16 protein-coding genes are annotated in these 16,727 nt (G+C 70.2%); 7 read left to right on the top strand and 9 right to left on the bottom strand.

All coding sequences use genetic code 11. The features are described 5' to 3' along the window. Nucleotides 1–9: 9 nt before the first annotated feature. Nucleotides 10–672, bottom strand: coding sequence for a hypothetical protein (locus K2F54_RS12405; RefSeq protein WP_220606180.1), 663 nt, complete (start codon nucleotides 670–672; stop codon nucleotides 10–12). 47 nt (nucleotides 673–719) lie between these two features. On the opposite strand from K2F54_RS12405, the gene ypfJ reads away from it, so the two are divergent. Then, nucleotides 720–1,604, top strand: coding sequence for a KPN_02809 family neutral zinc metallopeptidase (gene ypfJ, locus K2F54_RS12410; RefSeq protein ID WP_220606181.1), 885 nt, complete (start codon nucleotides 720–722; stop codon nucleotides 1,602–1,604). Nucleotides 1,605–1,625: 21 nt separating this feature from the next. Here ypfJ and K2F54_RS12415 read toward each other — a convergent pair whose 3' ends face one another. Both K2F54_RS12415 and K2F54_RS12420 read right to left on the bottom strand, forming a co-directional pair. Further along, nucleotides 1,626–1,811, bottom strand: coding sequence for a YegP family protein (locus K2F54_RS12415; RefSeq protein WP_220606182.1), 186 nt, complete (start codon nucleotides 1,809–1,811; stop codon nucleotides 1,626–1,628). 161 nt (nucleotides 1,812–1,972) lie between these two features. Further along, nucleotides 1,973–2,974, bottom strand: a complete 1,002-nt coding sequence (locus K2F54_RS12420) for an EamA family transporter (protein ID WP_220606183.1) — start codon at nucleotides 2,972–2,974, stop codon at nucleotides 1,973–1,975. An 83-nt stretch (nucleotides 2,975–3,057) separates the two neighbouring features. Here K2F54_RS12420 and K2F54_RS12425 point away from each other — a divergent pair, with 83 nt between their 5' ends. Beyond that, nucleotides 3,058–3,648 carry a CGNR zinc finger domain-containing protein gene (locus K2F54_RS12425; RefSeq protein ID WP_220606184.1) on the top strand — a complete coding sequence of 197 codons (591 nt, stop codon included), beginning with the start codon at nucleotides 3,058–3,060 and terminating at the stop codon, nucleotides 3,646–3,648. Here the strand turns inward: K2F54_RS12425 and K2F54_RS12430 are convergent. Further along, nucleotides 3,605–5,602, bottom strand: a complete 1,998-nt coding sequence (locus K2F54_RS12430; protein WP_220606185.1) for an ABC1 kinase family protein — start codon at nucleotides 5,600–5,602, stop codon at nucleotides 3,605–3,607. The two genes, K2F54_RS12425 and K2F54_RS12430, sit on opposite strands and share 44 nt — an antisense overlap. Nucleotides 5,603–5,946: 344 nt before the next feature. On the opposite strand from K2F54_RS12430, the gene K2F54_RS12435 reads away from it, so the two are divergent. Further along, nucleotides 5,947–7,581 (top strand): ABC-F family ATP-binding cassette domain-containing protein, encoded by a 1,635-nt coding sequence (locus K2F54_RS12435; protein ID WP_220606186.1) that lies wholly within the window; start codon nucleotides 5,947–5,949, stop codon nucleotides 7,579–7,581. A 13-nt stretch (nucleotides 7,582–7,594) separates the two neighbouring features. Here the strand turns inward: K2F54_RS12435 and K2F54_RS12440 are convergent, their stop codons facing one another. Further along, nucleotides 7,595–8,041 (bottom strand): hypothetical protein, encoded by a 447-nt coding sequence (locus K2F54_RS12440; RefSeq protein ID WP_220606187.1) that lies wholly within the window; start codon nucleotides 8,039–8,041, stop codon nucleotides 7,595–7,597. A gap of 133 nt (nucleotides 8,042–8,174) precedes the next feature. Between K2F54_RS12440 and K2F54_RS12445 the strand changes: the two genes are divergently transcribed. Beyond that, entirely contained in the window at nucleotides 8,175–9,716 is a 1,542-nt protein-coding gene (locus tag K2F54_RS12445) for a carboxylesterase/lipase family protein (RefSeq protein ID WP_220606188.1), read from the top strand. Here the strand turns inward: K2F54_RS12445 and K2F54_RS12450 are convergent. Together K2F54_RS12450 and K2F54_RS12455 are read right to left on the bottom strand one after the other, a co-directional pair. Beyond that, nucleotides 9,713–10,492 (bottom strand): hypothetical protein, encoded by a 780-nt coding sequence (locus K2F54_RS12450; RefSeq protein ID WP_220606189.1) that lies wholly within the window; start codon nucleotides 10,490–10,492, stop codon nucleotides 9,713–9,715. The two genes, K2F54_RS12445 and K2F54_RS12450, sit on opposite strands and share 4 nt — an antisense overlap. 78 nt (nucleotides 10,493–10,570) lie before the next feature. Beyond that, nucleotides 10,571–10,903: a metal-sensitive transcriptional regulator gene (locus tag K2F54_RS12455; protein WP_220606190.1), complete on the bottom strand. Its 333-nt coding sequence runs from the start codon at nucleotides 10,901–10,903 to the stop codon at nucleotides 10,571–10,573. A gap of 103 nt (nucleotides 10,904–11,006) precedes the next feature. Here K2F54_RS12455 and K2F54_RS12460 point away from each other — a divergent pair, with 103 nt between their 5' ends. Next, nucleotides 11,007–11,243, top strand: coding sequence for a heavy-metal-associated domain-containing protein (locus K2F54_RS12460; RefSeq protein ID WP_220606191.1), 237 nt, complete (start codon nucleotides 11,007–11,009; stop codon nucleotides 11,241–11,243). Between the two features lie 29 nt (nucleotides 11,244–11,272). After that, nucleotides 11,273–13,471: a heavy metal translocating P-type ATPase gene (locus tag K2F54_RS12465; RefSeq protein ID WP_220606266.1), complete on the top strand. Its 2,199-nt coding sequence runs from the start codon at nucleotides 11,273–11,275 to the stop codon at nucleotides 13,469–13,471. Nucleotides 13,472–13,605: 134 nt separating this feature from the next. Here the strand turns inward: K2F54_RS12465 and K2F54_RS12470 are convergent, their stop codons facing one another. Continuing rightward, nucleotides 13,606–15,153: an MFS transporter gene (locus K2F54_RS12470; RefSeq protein ID WP_220606192.1), complete on the bottom strand. Its 1,548-nt coding sequence runs from the start codon at nucleotides 15,151–15,153 to the stop codon at nucleotides 13,606–13,608. Nucleotides 15,154–15,259: 106 nt separating this feature from the next. On the opposite strand from K2F54_RS12470, the gene K2F54_RS12475 reads away from it, so the two are divergent. After that, nucleotides 15,260–15,793: a TetR/AcrR family transcriptional regulator gene (locus K2F54_RS12475; RefSeq protein WP_220606193.1), complete on the top strand. Its 534-nt coding sequence runs from the start codon at nucleotides 15,260–15,262 to the stop codon at nucleotides 15,791–15,793. Here the strand turns inward: K2F54_RS12475 and K2F54_RS12480 are convergent. Then, nucleotides 15,790–16,563, bottom strand: coding sequence for a gamma-glutamyl-gamma-aminobutyrate hydrolase family protein (locus K2F54_RS12480; protein WP_255577065.1), 774 nt, complete (start codon nucleotides 16,561–16,563; stop codon nucleotides 15,790–15,792). The genes K2F54_RS12475 and K2F54_RS12480 overlap by 4 nt on opposite strands. Between the last annotated feature and the right edge of the window lie 164 nt (nucleotides 16,564–16,727).

The following is a 16,727-nucleotide window of genomic DNA, read 5'->3' on the forward strand; positions in this document are numbered from 1 at the left end:
GTCGCCTGATCAGCCGGTTGGCCGGAGCGCGGAGCGCACGATCACGAGACCGTCACCCCATTGGTCGTCGAAGAACTGCTGGATGGAGCCGTCGTCGTAGATCACATCGATCACGAGGTAGCCGTTCTGCTGTCCATCGCCCAGGATCGCCGCCTCGGACCAGTCGGTGTACTGGGCCGGGTAGTAGTCGGCGGCGTGCAGTTCCTCCTGCAGGGCGCGCAGGGCGCTCTCCTCGCTCGGGCCGGGGGTGGCCGGGTCGAGCCGGGGATCGATCTGGGCGATCGGGTCGTAGAGCGACAGCGGGACGGGCGGCTGGGTCACGGTGAACGCCGCGGCGTCCCAGGTGCCGGTGATGGCGTAGCTGCCCCAGGTGACGCCGGATGCGCTCTCGGCCTGCTCCACGCTCGTCCAGTCCCAGCCGAGGATGGGCGGTCCGCCGCACTGGGGCGGGTACGAATCGGCCACGCTGCCCAGGCAGAGCTGGGGGTCTTCGCCGTCTTTCTGCAGCACGGTGCCCTGGGCGAGCACCTCACCGGTGGCGGCGGGGCGGGGAAACTCCCCCGGAGCGGCGGCGCTGCCTGGCGCGCTGCCGGGCGTGCCGTTGGCGCATCCGCTCAGGGCCAGCAGGCCGGCGGTCGTGGCCGCCAGAATCACCAGGACTCGAGTTCTCATGAACGAAGTGTGCCAGACCGAAAGCGAGGATCCCTTATTGTCGAGGAATGACTTTTAACGACGACGCCAAGTACTCCGGCCAGGGCGTGCGCAAATCGGGCCGCCGCACCGGCCTCGCCGTGGGTGGCGGCGGCATCGGCCTCGTCGCCATCGTGTTGCTCTCCCAGCTGCTCGGGGTCGATCTGAGCGGTCTGCTCGGCGGCGGCAGCACCGGCGGCAGCAGCCAGAGTGAGGGCACCGCGCTGGAGAACTGTTACACCGGCGACGACGCCGACACCGACGTGGAGTGCCGGGTGGGCTTCACCCGGGATTCTCTCGAGGCCTACTGGGCCGAGCAGGCGCCCGCCCTGGGCATCGACTACGCCACCACCACCGTCAACCTGTTCGTCGACGGCGTCGACACCGGCTGCGGCTCGGCCACGAGCGCGGTCGGTCCGTTCTACTGCCCGGCCGACCAGCAGATCTACCTGGACACCGCGTTCTACGACACCCTGCGCACCCAGTTCGACGCGTCGGCGGGGCCGCTGGCGCAGCTGTACGTGGTGGGGCACGAGTGGGGCCACCACATCCAGAACCGGGCGGGCACCTTCGCCAATGCCGACCTGACCCAGTCCGGCCCGACCTCCGACGCCGTGCGCCTCGAGGTGCAGGCCGACTGCTTCGCCGGCGCCTGGCTCGGCTCCGCCACCGAGACGACGGATGCCGACGGCGTGCCGCTTCTCGACCCGATCACCGACGCGCAGATCGCGGATGCCCTCAACGCGGCGTCCGCCATCGGCGACGACCGCATCCAGGAGAAGACCCAGGGGCAGGTGAACCCGGAGAGCTGGACGCACGGCTCGAGCGAGATGCGCCAGAAGTGGTTCCAGACCGGGTACACCGGCGGTGCCGAGGCCTGCGACACCTTCGCCGTGGCCGACGCCGAACTCTAGCGGGGCCTCTACCCGGAGGGGCTACTTGGGTTCGGTCAGATCGACGACGCGGCCCTTGGCATCAGCCTTGACGACCTCGATGCCCTTGAGGGCGTCCGCCTTGGTCTGGTAGCTCTCCGAGGTCATCAGCACCTGGCCGCTGTGGGTCTTGAGCTTGAAGACATAGCCACCGGATCGGTCTGCAGTCAATTCATACTTGCCGGACATGACACGCTCTCTTCGTCGAGATGGAACTCCGCCGGCTACGAGGCCGGTGGCGCAACCTTACCGCGCCGGGCGGAGCACAACTCCTGCAGATCCTTCCCGGCAGAGGTGCGCACCCGCGTGATTTCGGCATCCGCTGGGCCCGGCGGGAACACTTGCAGGAGTTATGCACCGGGGCCGGGCGGCTGGGCGGGCTGGGGCGGCCGGGACAGCTGGGCAGCGGCCTCGACCGGCGGCAGGGACGCCGGCTCGATGGCGGCATCCGTTCTCTCGGAGCGCACGAAGGCGATGCCAATCAGGATCAGCAGCCCGCCGAGGAGCTGCGGAACGGTGAGCTGCTCGCCCAGCAGCAACCAGGCGTAGAAGGTGGCGGCCACCACCTCGAGCAGGCCCACGAACGAGGCCAGCCGGGAGCCGAGCATCTCGCTGGCGGCGATGCTGGTGGAATAGGCGATGGCGGTGGCCACCACGCCGATGATCAGCAGCGGCAGCCACCAGGGCAGCTCGGCGCCGAACATCGGCACGTCGGCGGTGGAGGTCTCGAAGGGCACCAGACCGGTCAACCCGACCAGGCCCAGCAGCACACCACCGAGCAGCAGGCCGAAGCCGGCCAGCGCCACGGCGGGGAGCCCGTTGCTCGGCTGCGCGGCCACGAGGTAGTAGATCGCACAGCCCACCATCGCGGCCATGGCGAGCGCATACCCGAACAGGTCGAACGCAGCCGAGCCGCCCGGAGACACCACCAGCACCAGCCCGCCCAGCGCCACCACGGACCCGATCAACACCACCGCCTTGGGGCTGCGGCGGGTGCGCACCCACGCGATGGCCACGAGCAACAGCGGGGCCATGTATTCGATGAGCACGGCCGAGCCCACCGGGATGCGCTCGATCGCCGCGAAATAGGCCAGCTGCGTACCGGCCACACCGATCAGGGCCATCGCGAAGACCCGCCAGCGGGCGCGCCAGAGCGCCGCCCAGTTGCCGCGCAGCGAGAGGATCGCCACCGGCGCCAGAACCAGGCCACCGATCAGCACCCGCACGGTGACGGCGGCGGCCGGGCTCCAGCCGCTCTCGAGCACCGGCTTGGCCAGGGCGCCAGAGAGGCCGAACGTGGCCGCGGCGATGACCGCGATGACAAGGCCGAGCGTGGTGGTCGAGCGGTTCATGCGTGCTCCAGGGGAAAGAGGTGGCGCCGGGGTTGTGGGGTGATTCATCCCGAAGATAGTGTGATCCCGAGTAAGGAGTCAATTTGCATTTTGCCCCTGACACCGAGGCGAGTCTGGCCTTCACCGTCGACCTCGCCAATACCGTCGCCGGCGCGACGAAAAGCGGCCTCGACGAGCTGGTGACACCCGCCGACCTGACCACCCTGTTCGAGACGCACCAGTTCTCCGGGCGGCTCGATCGCGACGACGCCGAACTCGCCGAGGTGCGGGACACCCGTGATCTCCTGCGGCGGATCTGGACCCTGAACCGTGACGACGCGGCGGTAGCGGTGAACGCCCTGCTGCAGAGCGCCAGGGCTCTGCCCCGGCTGATGCGTCACGACGGGATGGACTGGCACCTGCACGCCACCGATCCCCAGGCGCCGCTGGCCGAACGCATCCGGGTGGAGGTGGCCCTGGCCCTGGTCGACGTGATCCGCACCGACGAGAACGGCCGGTTGCGCGCCTGCGCGGCGGATGACTGCGCCGGCATCCTGGTGGACCTCTCCCGCAACGGCTCCAAACGATTCTGCAGCATCCGCTGCGGCAACCGGATGAACATGATCGCGTTCCGGCAGCGGGCCGCCGAACTCAGCCCGTATGGCGCAGGAACACCTGCCGCAGCGAGCGAATGAGCAGCACGAACCCGACCAGCCCGATCGTCGCGCCGAGGAAGGCGAACAACCGCACCCCGTCGACCAGTTCAGGCCCGGTGTCGGAGACCACCAGCACGATGCCCAGGGTGGCCGCGGCGATGCCGATCAGCGCGCCCACCGCCTCGATCACGATTGAACCCAGCCACCAGCGGTCGTCCGGTTCGGCGAAGGCGCGGATCCGCACGCTGAAGGTGCCGTCCGCCAGCCCGGAACTGATGGACTCCAGGCGCCGGGGAATCCGCCGGGCGGTGGCCCGCAGCACGGCGCCCTGAGCCTGCACCGACCCGAGCAGCGAACGCGGAGTCACCAGGCGTCGCAGGTAGTGCGGCACCCGGTCCAGGGCCTTTTCCACCATGTCGAAGTCGGGGTCCAGGATCGCCAGGCTGCTCTCCAACGTGGCCAGGGTGCGGAACGCCATACCCAGCGACGTCGGGATGGCGAGGTGGTGTTCCCGAATGGTGTCGAGCATCGCCGAGAAGATCGACCCCTCGGCCCTGCTGTAGCGGGTGAGGGTGAGGATGCGGCCCAGGTCGCGTTGCAGCGCGGCGATGTCGGCATCCGTCGGCGCGTTCACCACCAGCAGCAGCGCATCCGTCGTGGCGATGTCGTCGTCGGCCGACGCCGCCAGCAGCAGCGTCACCAGCCCCTCTCGCATGCTGCGCTCGAGCACGCCGACATTGCCGAAGTCGATCAGGCCGAGCCGGCCGTCCTGGCGCAGCATGAGGTTGCCCGGGTGCAGGTCGCCGTGGAAGATGCCGGTGACGATGACCTGTTCGAGCACGGCGTCCAGCAGCGCGTCGGCGAGCGCCGCCCGTTCCTCCGGCCAGAGCTGGTCGAGCCGCTCGGCCGCGGCGTTCAGTGGCACCCCGTCGATGAGGTCCATGGTGAGTAGTCGGCGTGAGCTCGCCTCCGCGTACACCCGCGGCACCACCAGGATGTCGGACGACCCCGACGCGGCGACCACGTTGCCGATCTGCTCGGTGCTGGAGAACTCGATGCGGTAGTCCAGCTCGTCGCGCAACGACCTGGCGAAGCCCTCGGCCAGGTTCACCACCCCGAAGTCGCGCCCCCAACTGGTCTGGTTCTCGATGCGCTGAGCGAGGCGCACGATGATGTCCACGTCGGCGGCCACCTGCGCGCCGGCGCCGGGCCGCTGCACCTTGAGCACCACCTGGGTGCCGTCCAGCAGCGTGCCGGTGTGCACCTGGGCCACGGATGCCGCCGCCAGCGGCGTCTCGTCGACGCTGGCGAACACGGTGTTCAAGGGGGCCCCGATCTCGGCCTCGATCACGGTGCGAATGGCCGGCCACGGCAGCGTGGTGGCGCTGGATTGCAGCGAGGCGAGGGCCACGGTGTAGCTGCGCGGCAGCAGGTCACGGCGGGTGGAGAGCAGCTGGCCGAGTTTGACGAAGGTGACGCCGGCCTCGTTGATCGCCGCCACCAGCGCGGCGGGGGTACCGCCGCGGCCGCCGCGGCCGCGCTGTGGCCAGCCCGGGCGTTCGTGCAGGATCCAGCCGATCCCATAGCGGGAGAGCAGGGTGAGAATCTGCAGGTACCGTTTGGTGCGGCGCCGCCGGTGCAGGGCGGCGCGGATCGCGTCGAGCGGGTTGGAGGCGGTGGTGGGGAAGAGGGCCTCTGTGGCGACCAACAGGGCGATCGCGATGGCGAACACCCAGCCGAACGCGAGCGCGATGAACAGCACCACCACCAGGAGGGGCGCCTGCGGTGAGCCGTCTTCGCCGATCACCCTGGCCTGGCTGGCCACGAAGTAGGCGAACGGCCAGCTGGCCAGGAACACCAGTGCCGCGACCAGGGCGGTGCGCAACCAGCCCACGTTGGTGCCGAGCAGAGACCGCGTTGCAAAGCCGACCGAGACGGCGAAGACGAACGCAACGAGACCCAGAACGATCCACGCCCATACCGATTCGAACAAGCCCTGCCCCGCATTCTCTTGACGCCGTTGGCGCTCAGGTTAGCGCGCAGGCCTTACAGTCGGCACCGGGTCCCTATCCTTGAGCTACCTGGCCGACCACTGGTGCTCCCGCGGCCATGTGCTGCTCGTGCTCGAGGGCATCCTGCGCACCGAGCGAGCACCGAGACGGGCGCCCGCCTGTTCATCGTCGACTGAACTGTGCCAGACTAAATCCTTCCCGTCCCTCAGAGTCAGGCTCAGCCAGTGAAGTTCTTCGCCGTTTTCGCGCTCACGCGCTGACACCCGCAGCTTCGCCGCGCCACGGCAGCCGGGGTCAGTGCATTCACTGACGACGGGGAGCCTCCATGGCCACTGCACGAACTTCATCTGCCCACCCTGCAACGATTCTGCTCACGGATGTCGGCCTCACCTGGCCGGACGGAACCGTAGCCCTGACCGGCATCACCGCCGCATTCGGCCGGGGGCGAACCGGACTGGTCGGCGCCAACGGATCGGGCAAGTCCACCCTGCTGCGCGTGATCGCCGGTGAGCTGCGCCCCACGACGGGCAGCGTGGTGGAGTCGGCCGACGTGGCCTACCTACCGCAGACCCTCACCCTTGACGTGGGCGCGACCGCGGCCGATCTGCTCGGTTGCGCGGCGAAACTCGACGCGCTGCGGGCCATCGAGGCCGGCGCCGTGAGCGAAGTCCATTTCGACGTACTCGGCGACGACTGGGATCTGACCAGCAGATGCGGAGTGGCGCTGCGTTCGGCCGGCCTCACCGAAGCCGACCTTGATCGACCCGTCGGGGCGATGTCCGGCGGAGAGGCGATCCTGGTCGCTATCGCCGGGTTGCGCCTGGGTGCCGCCCCGATCTCGGTGCTCGACGAGCCCACCAACAACCTCGACCGAGCGGCCAGGCAACGACTGTCGATGATGGTGCGGTCCTGGCCGGGCACCCTGGTCGTGGTCAGTCATGACCCCGAGCTGCTCGAGCTCATGGACGACACCGCCGAGTTGCACGATGGGGCGCTCACCGTGTTCGGCGGCCCGTACAGCGCGTTCCTCGAACAGAGGGACCGAGAGCAGATCGCCGCGGTGCAGGCGCAACGCACCGCCGACCAGGCGGTGAAGAAGGAGAAACGGCAGCGGATCGAGGCCGAAACGAAGCTCGCCCGCCGCGGCCGATTCGCCCGCACGGAGTACGAGAACAAGAGCGTGCCCAAGATCGTGATGGGACTGCGCAAGTCCGCCGCTCAGGTGTCGGCAGGCAAGCTGCGCACCGAGGTCGACGGCAAGGTGCAGGATGCCCGCGCGGCCGCCGCCGAGGCATCCGCCCGGGTGCGATCGGACGAGAGCATTCACGTCGACCTGCCCGACCCCAACGTGCCAGCCGGCAAGCGCCTGGCCGAGCTGCACGGGGTGAACCGTAGTTTCTTGCTGCACGGACCGGCGCGGGTGGCGCTGGTCGGCCCCAACGGCGTGGGCAAGACCAGCCTGCTCAACGCCCTCGTGCGGCCGCAGACGGCACGCCCCGGCCTGGCTACCGCGACCGCATTCACCACCCGGATCGGCTTCCTCGACCAACGCCTGAACGGGCTCGTCGAGGCGGCGAGCACACTCGAGAACCTTCAACTGGCCGCCCCTGCCATCGCGCCAGGCGTTCTTCGCAGCGCTCTGGCCCGGTTCCAACTACGCGGTGACGCGGTCAACCGGCCCGTGCGGAGCCTGTCCGGCGGTGAGCGGTTCCGGGTGTCGTTGGCGTGTCTGCTCGTTGCCGACCCACCCGCCCAGCTGCTGGTGCTGGACGAGCCGACGAACAACCTCGACCGGCAGAGTCTGGACCAGTTGGTCGAAGCTCTCGGTTCCTATCGTGGCGGCCTGCTCGTCGTCAGTCACGACGATGCCTTCCTCGACCGGCTCGGCCTCACCCTCCGGCTGGCCCTGAGCGGTGACGGGCAGATCACCCAGGAGGATCCGTCAGCTGAGCGTTCCTGAGCTCAGGCGGGCGTCACAGCTCGATACGGTCGAGCGGCGCGGTGTGGGCTGCGGCGGGCAACTCGGCCAGGGCGGTGAACGCGGCGGCGGCGCGGGGGTTGTCCGGCGCCAACTCGCTGCGGAACCGGCGCGTGGTCACCCCGGGCTCGTAGGAGGCGAACTCGACGTCGAAGCCGGAGCCCAGTTGCAGGGCCAGCCTGAGCGCCAGGGCCACGCCAGCGGCGGTGAAATCGGCCGCGTGGGCGGGGGTGCGCCACTGGAAGTCGGCATCCAGCGCGTCGTAATAGTCGATCTCCCAGCGGATCAGGTCCGTCACCAGGCCGCCGTCCAGGCAGCTGACCGTGTAGTCGACCGGATGCGGGAACCAGAGCACCGAGCCGGCATAGTCGGGGAATAGCCGCACGACCCGACCGTTGCCCGGCCCAAAATCGCCCCGTCCCCACGGCGGCTGGTACTGCATGATCGCTCGCTCCCCTAGTGCCCGTCGGACCCCGTCATCGACGCCCCCCGCTCTTACGATTTCAGGTGAATGCCGGCAATGCAATTTGGCGGACGGTTCGGGTCGGTGCGATACGGCTCGGTACGATGCAGCCATGACCGACGCGAGAGACCTGACCGAGCCCACCGACGCCGACCTCGATGGCCCCGTGGCTGTGACCGGCGCCGGTCGCGTGCGCGGATTCCGGCACGGCACCTCCGCGGTGTATCTCGGAGTTCCCTTCGCTGAACCCCCGGTGGGTGAGCTGAGGTTCCTGGCACCCACGCCCGTTCTCCCCTGGACCGGGGTGCGCGACGCCCTCCGCTACGGCCCCACCCCGCAACGGAGGGAGTCCCCGACCGTGACCACGATCCCGGAGCCCTCGGTGCCCGGCGACGGCATCCTCTGCCTGAACGTCTTCACTCCGGCGCCGTCCCGAGCGGTCGGGCCCGGCCTACCGGTGCTGGTGTGGATCCACGGCGGCGGCTACGGGGCCGGGTCACCGGCGAGCCCCTGGTACGACGGTGCGGCATTCAACCGGGACGGGGTGGTGGTCGTGACGATCGCCTACCGCCTGGGCTTCGAAGGGTTCGGCTGGATCGACGGCGCTCCGCTGAACCGCGGCATTCTCGACCAGATCGCCGCCCTGGAATGGGTGCGGGACAACATCCGCGCGTTCGGGGGCGACCCGCAGCGGGTGACCGTCGGCGGTCAGTCGGCCGGCGCGGGCAGCGCGCTGGCGCTGCTGTCGTCACGGCGGGCGGTCGGTCTGTTCCACGGTGTGATCGCCCAATCCGCCCCCGCCTACGGACTCACCGTCGCGGCCGCCGAGGACATCGGCCGCAGGTTCGCGGCCCGGCACGGCATCACACCGGACCTCGCCGCTTGGCGGACCGTGTCGGCGGATGCGATCCTCGACACCGAAGCGACCGCCACGCACGGCGGACCAGGGACCCTCGATCCCACCATGCCGCTCGACGCCCTGATCCGCGCCGCCCATGATCCGGATGCCGACATCACCGGCATCCCGTTCGCCCCGGTGGTGGACGGCGACGTCGTGCTGCCGTTGGGGCCGGCGATCGAGGCCGGACAGAACGCACAGCTGCCCCTGTTGATCGGCAGCACGGCGCACGAGTTCACATTCCCGTCAACCGAGGGGCTCGATGACGTCACGGTCGCGCTGGAGCGTGCCGGCGTGCCCACTGCGGCCGTGGCCCGGTTCCGCTCGGCGGTGGCGAGCATCGGTGCCGAGTTCGGCCGCGGCCAGCTCACCACGACGGCACTGTTCCGGCAGCCGACGCTCGCCACCGCCGAACGACGGGTGGCCAGCGGTGCCGGGGAGAACACCTGGCTGTACGACTTCACCTACCGGGCACCGGCCACCACACTGTCGGGGCACTGCATCGACCTGCCGTTCGCGTGGGACCTCCTGCACGCCCCCGGTGTGTCCGCGTCCGTCGGTGACGGCCTGCCGCAGGGGCTGGCGGACACCATGCACGCCGCTTGGGTTCGGTTCATCAGCGCCGGTGATGCGGCCTGGCCTGTGGCGGCGGCCCATCCGCACGGGGCGATGCGTTTCGACACCCGATCGGAGTTCGACACCGGGGCCTACGGTCTGGACGCGGCACTGGCCGAGAGCTCTGCCGCCGCGGACTAACGCCCGCTGGTGCTGACCACGGGCGTGTCGGCGCAGGTGGAGTCCTGGGCCTGGGCGACCCGGCGGTCGTCGGCCTTGAGGGAGTGCTCCACCGCCGTGTAGCCGTTCATGGCGGTGAGGCCGTCGTCGGAGACGCTGATGCCGGTGGCGAGGAGGGAGTAGCTGTCCTCGCGGTCCTCGCTGACCTGGAGGCCGTTGAGCTCGAGGCCACCCTCGACCTCGAGGCAGCCCACTCCGGTGCCGAACCCGCGCAGGTTCTGCATGTCGAAGGTGTACGGCCGGGCGTCGACGCCGATCGGGGTGACGAACGCGCAGTCGACCAGCGCGTGCAGGGCTGCGCCGCGGCCGTCGTCGAGCACGGTCACGACCACGCCATTGTGTAGCTGTGCGGTCCAACCGCTGTGCGTGTTGGGGCCGGCCAGCCGGTCGGTGAGGCTGATGGTGGCGCCGGAGGCCGTGGTGATGCCGTAGGTGAACGGGACAGTGGCCTCTGAGTACCACTGGATGTCGTTCTCGCCGTCACCGTCGACGTCGGCGATTTCGGCGGTGACCGCGCCGGCCGGAGCGGTCTCGGTCGTCGCCGGGCAGCCCGCTGGCTCCGCCGTGGACTCGGCGGGGGCGTCGGTGACCGGGGCTCCCGTGTCGCCGAACTGGGCCGTCGCCGAGGCGCGGTCCTCGTCACCGACGGCGGAGCATCCGCTCAGGGCAAGCGCCAGCATGGCGACGACGACGGAAGACCGACCGGCGATCCTGGCTGTGGCGTGAACGGTTGACATCAGGCTGATGCTACCGAGGTTGACTGGGCGACCTCCGTGTTTCCCGCCTGCTTTCGGGGGCGATTGCCAGCGTGGGCGCTAGGAGCGCACCAACCGTGCGATCGCGTCGCCGGCTTCCTTGAGCTTGAGTTGCGCTTCGTCGCCGCCGGTGGCGACGGCGTCGACGACGCAGTGGCTGAGGTGGTCGTTGAGCAGGCCGAGGGCCACCGACTGCAGCGCGCTGGTCATGGCAGACACCTGGGTGAGGATGTCGATGCAGTACTTGTCGTCGGTGACCATGCCCTGCAGGCCCCTGGCCTGACCCTCGATGCGGCGCAGGCGCTTGAGGTAGTCGTCCTTGTTGGAGATGTAACCGTGCGGGCCGTCGTGGCTGTGATCGGCTGGGGCGTGCTCGGCGGGGGCTGTCGTCATGGTGTGCTCCTGGTTGTCGGCGAACCCTATACCCCCTCACGGTATCACGACAATGCGCTAGAGTACCCTCTGGGGGTATCCCGAGACAGAGAAGGTTTGCACCATGGCAGAGACAGACACCCGCACCGACTACCTCGTGACCGGCATGACCTGCGGGCACTGCGTCGCCAGCGTCATCGAGGAGGTTTCCCTGGTGCCCGGCGTGCGCGAGGTGACCGTCGACCTCGTCGTCGGCGCCGCCAGCACCGTGCACGTCACGAGCGCCACGGCTCCCGATGCCGCGGGCATCCGTGCCGCCATCGACGAAGCCGGCTACGAACTCCAGGGCGCCGCCGCGTGAGTGAGCCCGTCGACCTCGTGGTCGGCGGTATGACCTGCGCCTCCTGCGCCGCCCGCATCGAGAAGAAGCTCAACCGCCTGCCCGGGGTCGAGGCCACCGTGAACTACGCCACCGACAAGGCCACCGTGCGCCTGCCGCAGGGCACGAGCATCGACGATGCCATCGCCACCATCGTGGCCACCGGCTACACCGCCAGGCTGCCGGCTCCCCCGCCGACGGTTGAAACCGGGCCCGCCGCCGAGTCGGATGCCGACACCCTGGCGCTTCGACAACGCCTGCTGGTCTCCACCGCCCTGGCGATTCCGGTGACGCTGCTCTCGATGGTGCCGGCGCTGCAATTCGACAACTGGCAGTGGCTCGCCCTCATGCTCGCCGCGCCCGTGGCCGTCTGGGGCGCCTGGCCGTTCCACCGCGCCGCCTGGGTCAACGCCAGGCACGGCGCCGCCAGCATGGACACCCTGATCAGCGTGGGAGTGCTCGCCGCATTCGGTTGGTCCCTCTACGCCCTCTTCCTCGGCGACGCCGGCATGACCGGCATGACCATGGAGCTGAGCTTCAGCATGACCGCCGGGGGGTCCACCGAGATCTACCTCGAGGTCGCCGCCGCAGTCACCGTGTTCATCCTCGCCGGGCGCTACTTCGAGGCCCGCGCCAAGTCCCGCTCCGGTGCGGCCCTCACCGCGCTGGTGAACCTGGGCGCCAAGGATGTCGCGGTGCTGCGCGATGGTGTCGAACGACGCATCCCGATCAGCGAGTTGCTGGTGGGTGAGGTCTTCGTCGTGCGGCCTGGTGAGAAGGTGGCCACAGACGGCGTCGTTGTCGACGGTTCCTCTGCCGTGGACACCAGCCTGCTCACCGGCGAGGCCGTGCCGGTGGAGGTGGGGCCTGGCGACACCGTCGTGGGCGCCACCGTCAACGCCGGCGGGCGCCTCAGTGTGCGGGCCAGCCGGGTGGGCGCAGACACCGAACTGGCCCGCATCGGCCGGTTGGTTGAGCAGGCCCAGACCGGCAAGGCGCCGGTGCAGCGCCTCGCCGACCGGGTATCTGCGGTGTTCGTGCCGATCGTCTTCGTGATCGCCCTCGGCACCCTGGCCACCTGGCTGGCCCTCGGCGCGGGCCCAGAGCAGGCGTTCACCGCCGCCGTGGCCACTCTGATCATCGCCTGTCCGTGCGCACTGGGCCTGGCCACCCCCACCGCGTTGCTGGTCGGCACCGGGCGCGGCGCTCAGCTCGGCATCCTCATTCGCGGCCCGCAGATCCTGGAGTCCACCCGGCAGGTGGACACCATCGTGCTCGACAAGACCGGCACCGTCACGACCGGTCGGATGACGCTGCTCGGCGTGCACCCCGGCCCCGGCTCGGACGAGGCCGAGCTGCTGTGGCTGGCGGGCGCGGCGGAGGCCGGTTCTGAGCATCCGATCGGTGTGGCCGTGGTCACCGGGGCGACGGCTCGCCTCGGCACGCTGCCGGCCGCCACCGACTTCGCCTCCGCACAGGGGTTCGGGGTGCAGGCCGTCGTCGACGGGCACCTCGTGCTGGTGGGCCGGCCGCGCTGGCTGGCCGACGAATGGCAGGTTGACCTGCCCGCCGACCTGGCCGAGACACTCGCCGGCGTCGAATCGACGGGTCAGACCGCCGTCGCGGTGGCCTGGGACGGGTCGGCCAGGGGAATCCTGGCCGTCGCCGACGAGGTCAAGCCCACGAGCGCCACCGCCGTGGCGCAGCTCGTCGACCTCGGCCTCACCCCGGTGTTGCTCACCGGCGACAACCCCACCGCCGCCGGCGCCGTGGCCGACCAGGTCGGCATCCGCGAGGTGTTCGCTGGCGTGCTGCCGGCCGACAAGGTCGACCGGGTACGTGCCCTGCAGGCCGCCGGGCACGTTGTGGCGATGGTGGGCGACGGGGTCAATGACGCCGCAGCGCTGGCCGCCGCCGACCTCGGCATCGCCATGGGCACCGGCACCGATGTGGCGATCGAGGCCAGCGACATCACCCTGGTGCGGGCGGACCTGCTTGCCGCCGTCGACGCCATCCGGTTGTCGCGTCGCACCCTGGGCACCATCAAGGCCAACCTGTTCTGGGCCTTCGCCTACAACGTGGCCGCGATACCGCTGGCGGCGCTCGGCCTGCTCAACCCGCTGATCGCGGGCGCGGCGATGGCGCTGTCGTCGGTGTTCGTGGTGAGCAACAGCCTGCGCCTGCGCGGCTTCCGCGCCACCGCCGAATAGAGCCCTCCCCGCATCGGCTCGCGCCGGTGTTCGGCCGGGCGCGGATGGACGGTCGATGCGGGGACGACCTACGTCCAGTATCGCCCGCACCCGGCGATTGCGCGAGGCCCGGCCGGCCGGCTTGCGGCAGCTGGCTAGCGGCGGGGCCGCATGCTCAGCTGCACGCCGGCGGCGGCCACGACCATGAGCACCACGGCGATCAGCGAGGTCACGCCCACCCCGCTGTCGAAGGCGGCCCTGGCCGACTCGGCCAGTGCGGCGGCCTGGGCACCGGGCAGCCCCTCGGCCACCCCGAGCGCCCCGCCCAGGGTCTCGCCGGCCTGGCCCGTCGCGGCGGCGCCGAGTCCGTCTGGCAGCACCACCGCGGCCCGGTAGGAGGCGGCGAGGATCGCGCCGAGCACCGCCGTACCGAGCACCGCGCCGAGCTCGTAGGCGGTCTCGGAGACACCGGCAGCTGCCCCGGCCTTGTCGGCCGGGACCGAACTGAGGATGGTGTCGTTGGAGATGGTCTCCGCCGACCCGACACCGATTGAGAGGATGCCGAACGCCAGCGCCACCACACCGGCGGTGAGGTTCTCGCGCAGCAGCACGATCAGGGCGAAGCCGGCGGCGGAGAGCAGGATGCCGGCCACGATCACCAGCCGCGGCGGCACTCGGCGCACCACGTAGGCGGCGGCCAGGCCGGCGGCGACGGAGAGCACCGCTCCGGGCAGCAGCAACAGCCCGGCGTGCAGCGGGTCGAGGCCGAGCACCAGCTGCAGGTGCTGCGAAACGAAGAACAGGAAGCCGACCAGGCTGAACACCGAGAGGAAGTTGGCCAGCACCGACCCGGCGAACGGGGCGTTCCGGAACAGGCTCAGGTCGAGCAGCGGGTTGTCGATCCGTAGCTGCCGACGCAGGAACAGGGCGCCGGCGGCGAGGCCGACCACGAGCGCTCCGACGCCGAGCACGCCGACGCCGTCGTGGGTGAGGGTCTTGATGGCGAACACCAACGGCGTGAGGGTGGCCAGCGAGAGGGCCACACTCGGCAGGTCGATGCGGAGCGGTGCCGGGTCCTTGGACTCGGGCACGAGGAGAGGCGCGAACACCAGCAGCGGCAGCAGGAACGGCACCGCGATCAGGAAGACCGCGCCCCAGTTGAAGTGCTGCAGCACCACCCCGCCGACGATCGGACCGAGGCTGGAACCGGCCGCGAATGCGCCAGCCCACACCGCGATGGCCAGCGTGCGCTGGCGGGCATCCTGGAACAGGCTGCGCAGCAACGAGAGGGTGGACGGCATGATCATGGCGCCGAAGAACCCCATCACGGCGCGGGCGGCGATGAGCAGTTCGGCGGTGGGCGCGAATGCCGCGAGCACAGAGACCACCCCGAATCCGGTGGCGCCGACCAGCAGCAGGCGGCGGCGGCCGACCCGGTCGCCCAGGGTACCCATCGCCACCAACAGGCCGGCGAGCACGAGCGGGTAGACGTCGACGATCCAAAGCAGGGTCGTGCTGCTCGGCCGCAGGTCGAGACTGATCGCCGGCAGGGCGAAACTGAGCACGGTGTTGTCCACCGAGATCAGCAGCACCGGCAGCATGAGCAGCACCAGGCCGAGCCATTCCCGGCGACCGGCGCGGGGCACATCGGTGCCGGGCCGGGTCGCTGAAACGTGGGTGCGGATGCTGTCTGTCGTGCTCATGTCAACCTGGCTGACGAACGGGGTTCCGAAAGGAACGGCGAGTTTTACTGCACCACTTGGTACAGCAGAAATCGACTATACCATCAAGTACAGTAAACTGCCGCGTATGGCCCAACATCGCGACAGCGCGCGGGAGAGCATCCTCACCGCGTTTCAGGAACTGCTCATCGAGACGAGCGGCTCCGGCGCCTCCCTCGACGCGGTGGCGCGGGCCGCCGGCGTCACCAAGGGCGGCCTGCTCTATCACTTCGGTTCCCGCGACGGCCTGGAGACCGCGCTGATCGAGCGGCTCGAGGCCCTGGCCGCACCCGAATTCGACCGGATGCGCACGGCACCGAACGGTGCCGCCGCGTACTACGTGAGCCTGGCCGAGTACCTCAACAGCCCGCTGGACCGGGCCACCCTGGCCGGCGGGTCACTCGCCAGGCACAACCCGCGCGCCCGCGCCCTGATCGTTCAGCTCCGCCAGGCATACTTCGACATCCTCAACGACGACCTGCACGACCCTGCCCTGGCCCGGGCGACCATGCTCCTGACCGACGGCCTGTACTACGACGCCACCACCATCGGTGAGCCCTTCGCGCACGAGCTGGACATCCCCGCCTTCCTCGCCCGCCTCTCCCCGGGGACGGGCGCCTAGGCCGCCTGGGTGAACTCGGGGGTTTCGACCGCGCGGTACAGCGAGGCCAGGAGCAGGGGCAGCTGGGCGGCCGGAGAATCCGGGGCCTCAGGGTGCCACTGCACACCGGTGATCGGCAGGGAGCGGTGCTCGACGGCCTCGACGAGCCCGTCTGGTGCGGTGGCCACCGAGGTGAGGCCGGCGCCGAGCCGGCCGACGCTCTGGTGGTGGGCGCTCTGCACCGAGATCCGGGTGTCGCCCAGCGCCGCGGCGAGGGTGCTGGTGGAGCGCAGGACCACGGCGTGGGTGGAGAGGATCTCGTCGATGGGCACGCCGATGTTGCGGTGGATGCCGTCGTCGATGTGTTGCACCAGGTCTCCGCCGAGGGCGACGTTGATGATCTGCAGGCCGCGGCAGATGCCCAGCACCGGGGTGCCGCGGTCGGCGGCGCGCTGCACCAGGGCGATCTGGCCGGCGTCGGCGTCGAGGAAGTGCGGCGTCTCACCCTCGTAGCCGGCCTCGGCGCCGTAGAAGCTCGGGTCGATGTCTTCGCCACCGACGATCACGACGGCGTCGGCCGAGTCGGTGAGGTCCAGCAGGGCGGCGGGCTCGAGGTCGGCGGCAGCCAGGCGCACGACGGTCCAGCCGCCGGCGGTGCCGGCATCCACCACGGTGGCGTTGAGGGTCTGCACCTTGGCGTGGTATTCGGGCCGGTCTGGCCGACTGCGGGTGACCTCGATCACGGCGAGAGTGGGCCGGGCGGTCATGGTGGCGAGCGGTGTGGTTGTCATGACTCGCCTTTCCTGACGGGATCGGGGTGTGCGCTGGATGCTGCGGGTTCCAGTGTGCCGGAGCCCGCTTGCCGGCGCCCCTGCGGGGGTAACAGAGCGCAACAGTACGGCTTCCTAGCCGGTCCTGGCCGGGGGTTCTATGCTCGATGGGTATCTGCCGCACG

Origin of the sequence: Cryobacterium inferilacus, from assembly GCF_019599185.1 — a bacterium.
GTDB classification, from domain to species: domain Bacteria; phylum Actinomycetota; class Actinomycetes; order Actinomycetales; family Microbacteriaceae; genus Cryobacterium; species Cryobacterium inferilacus.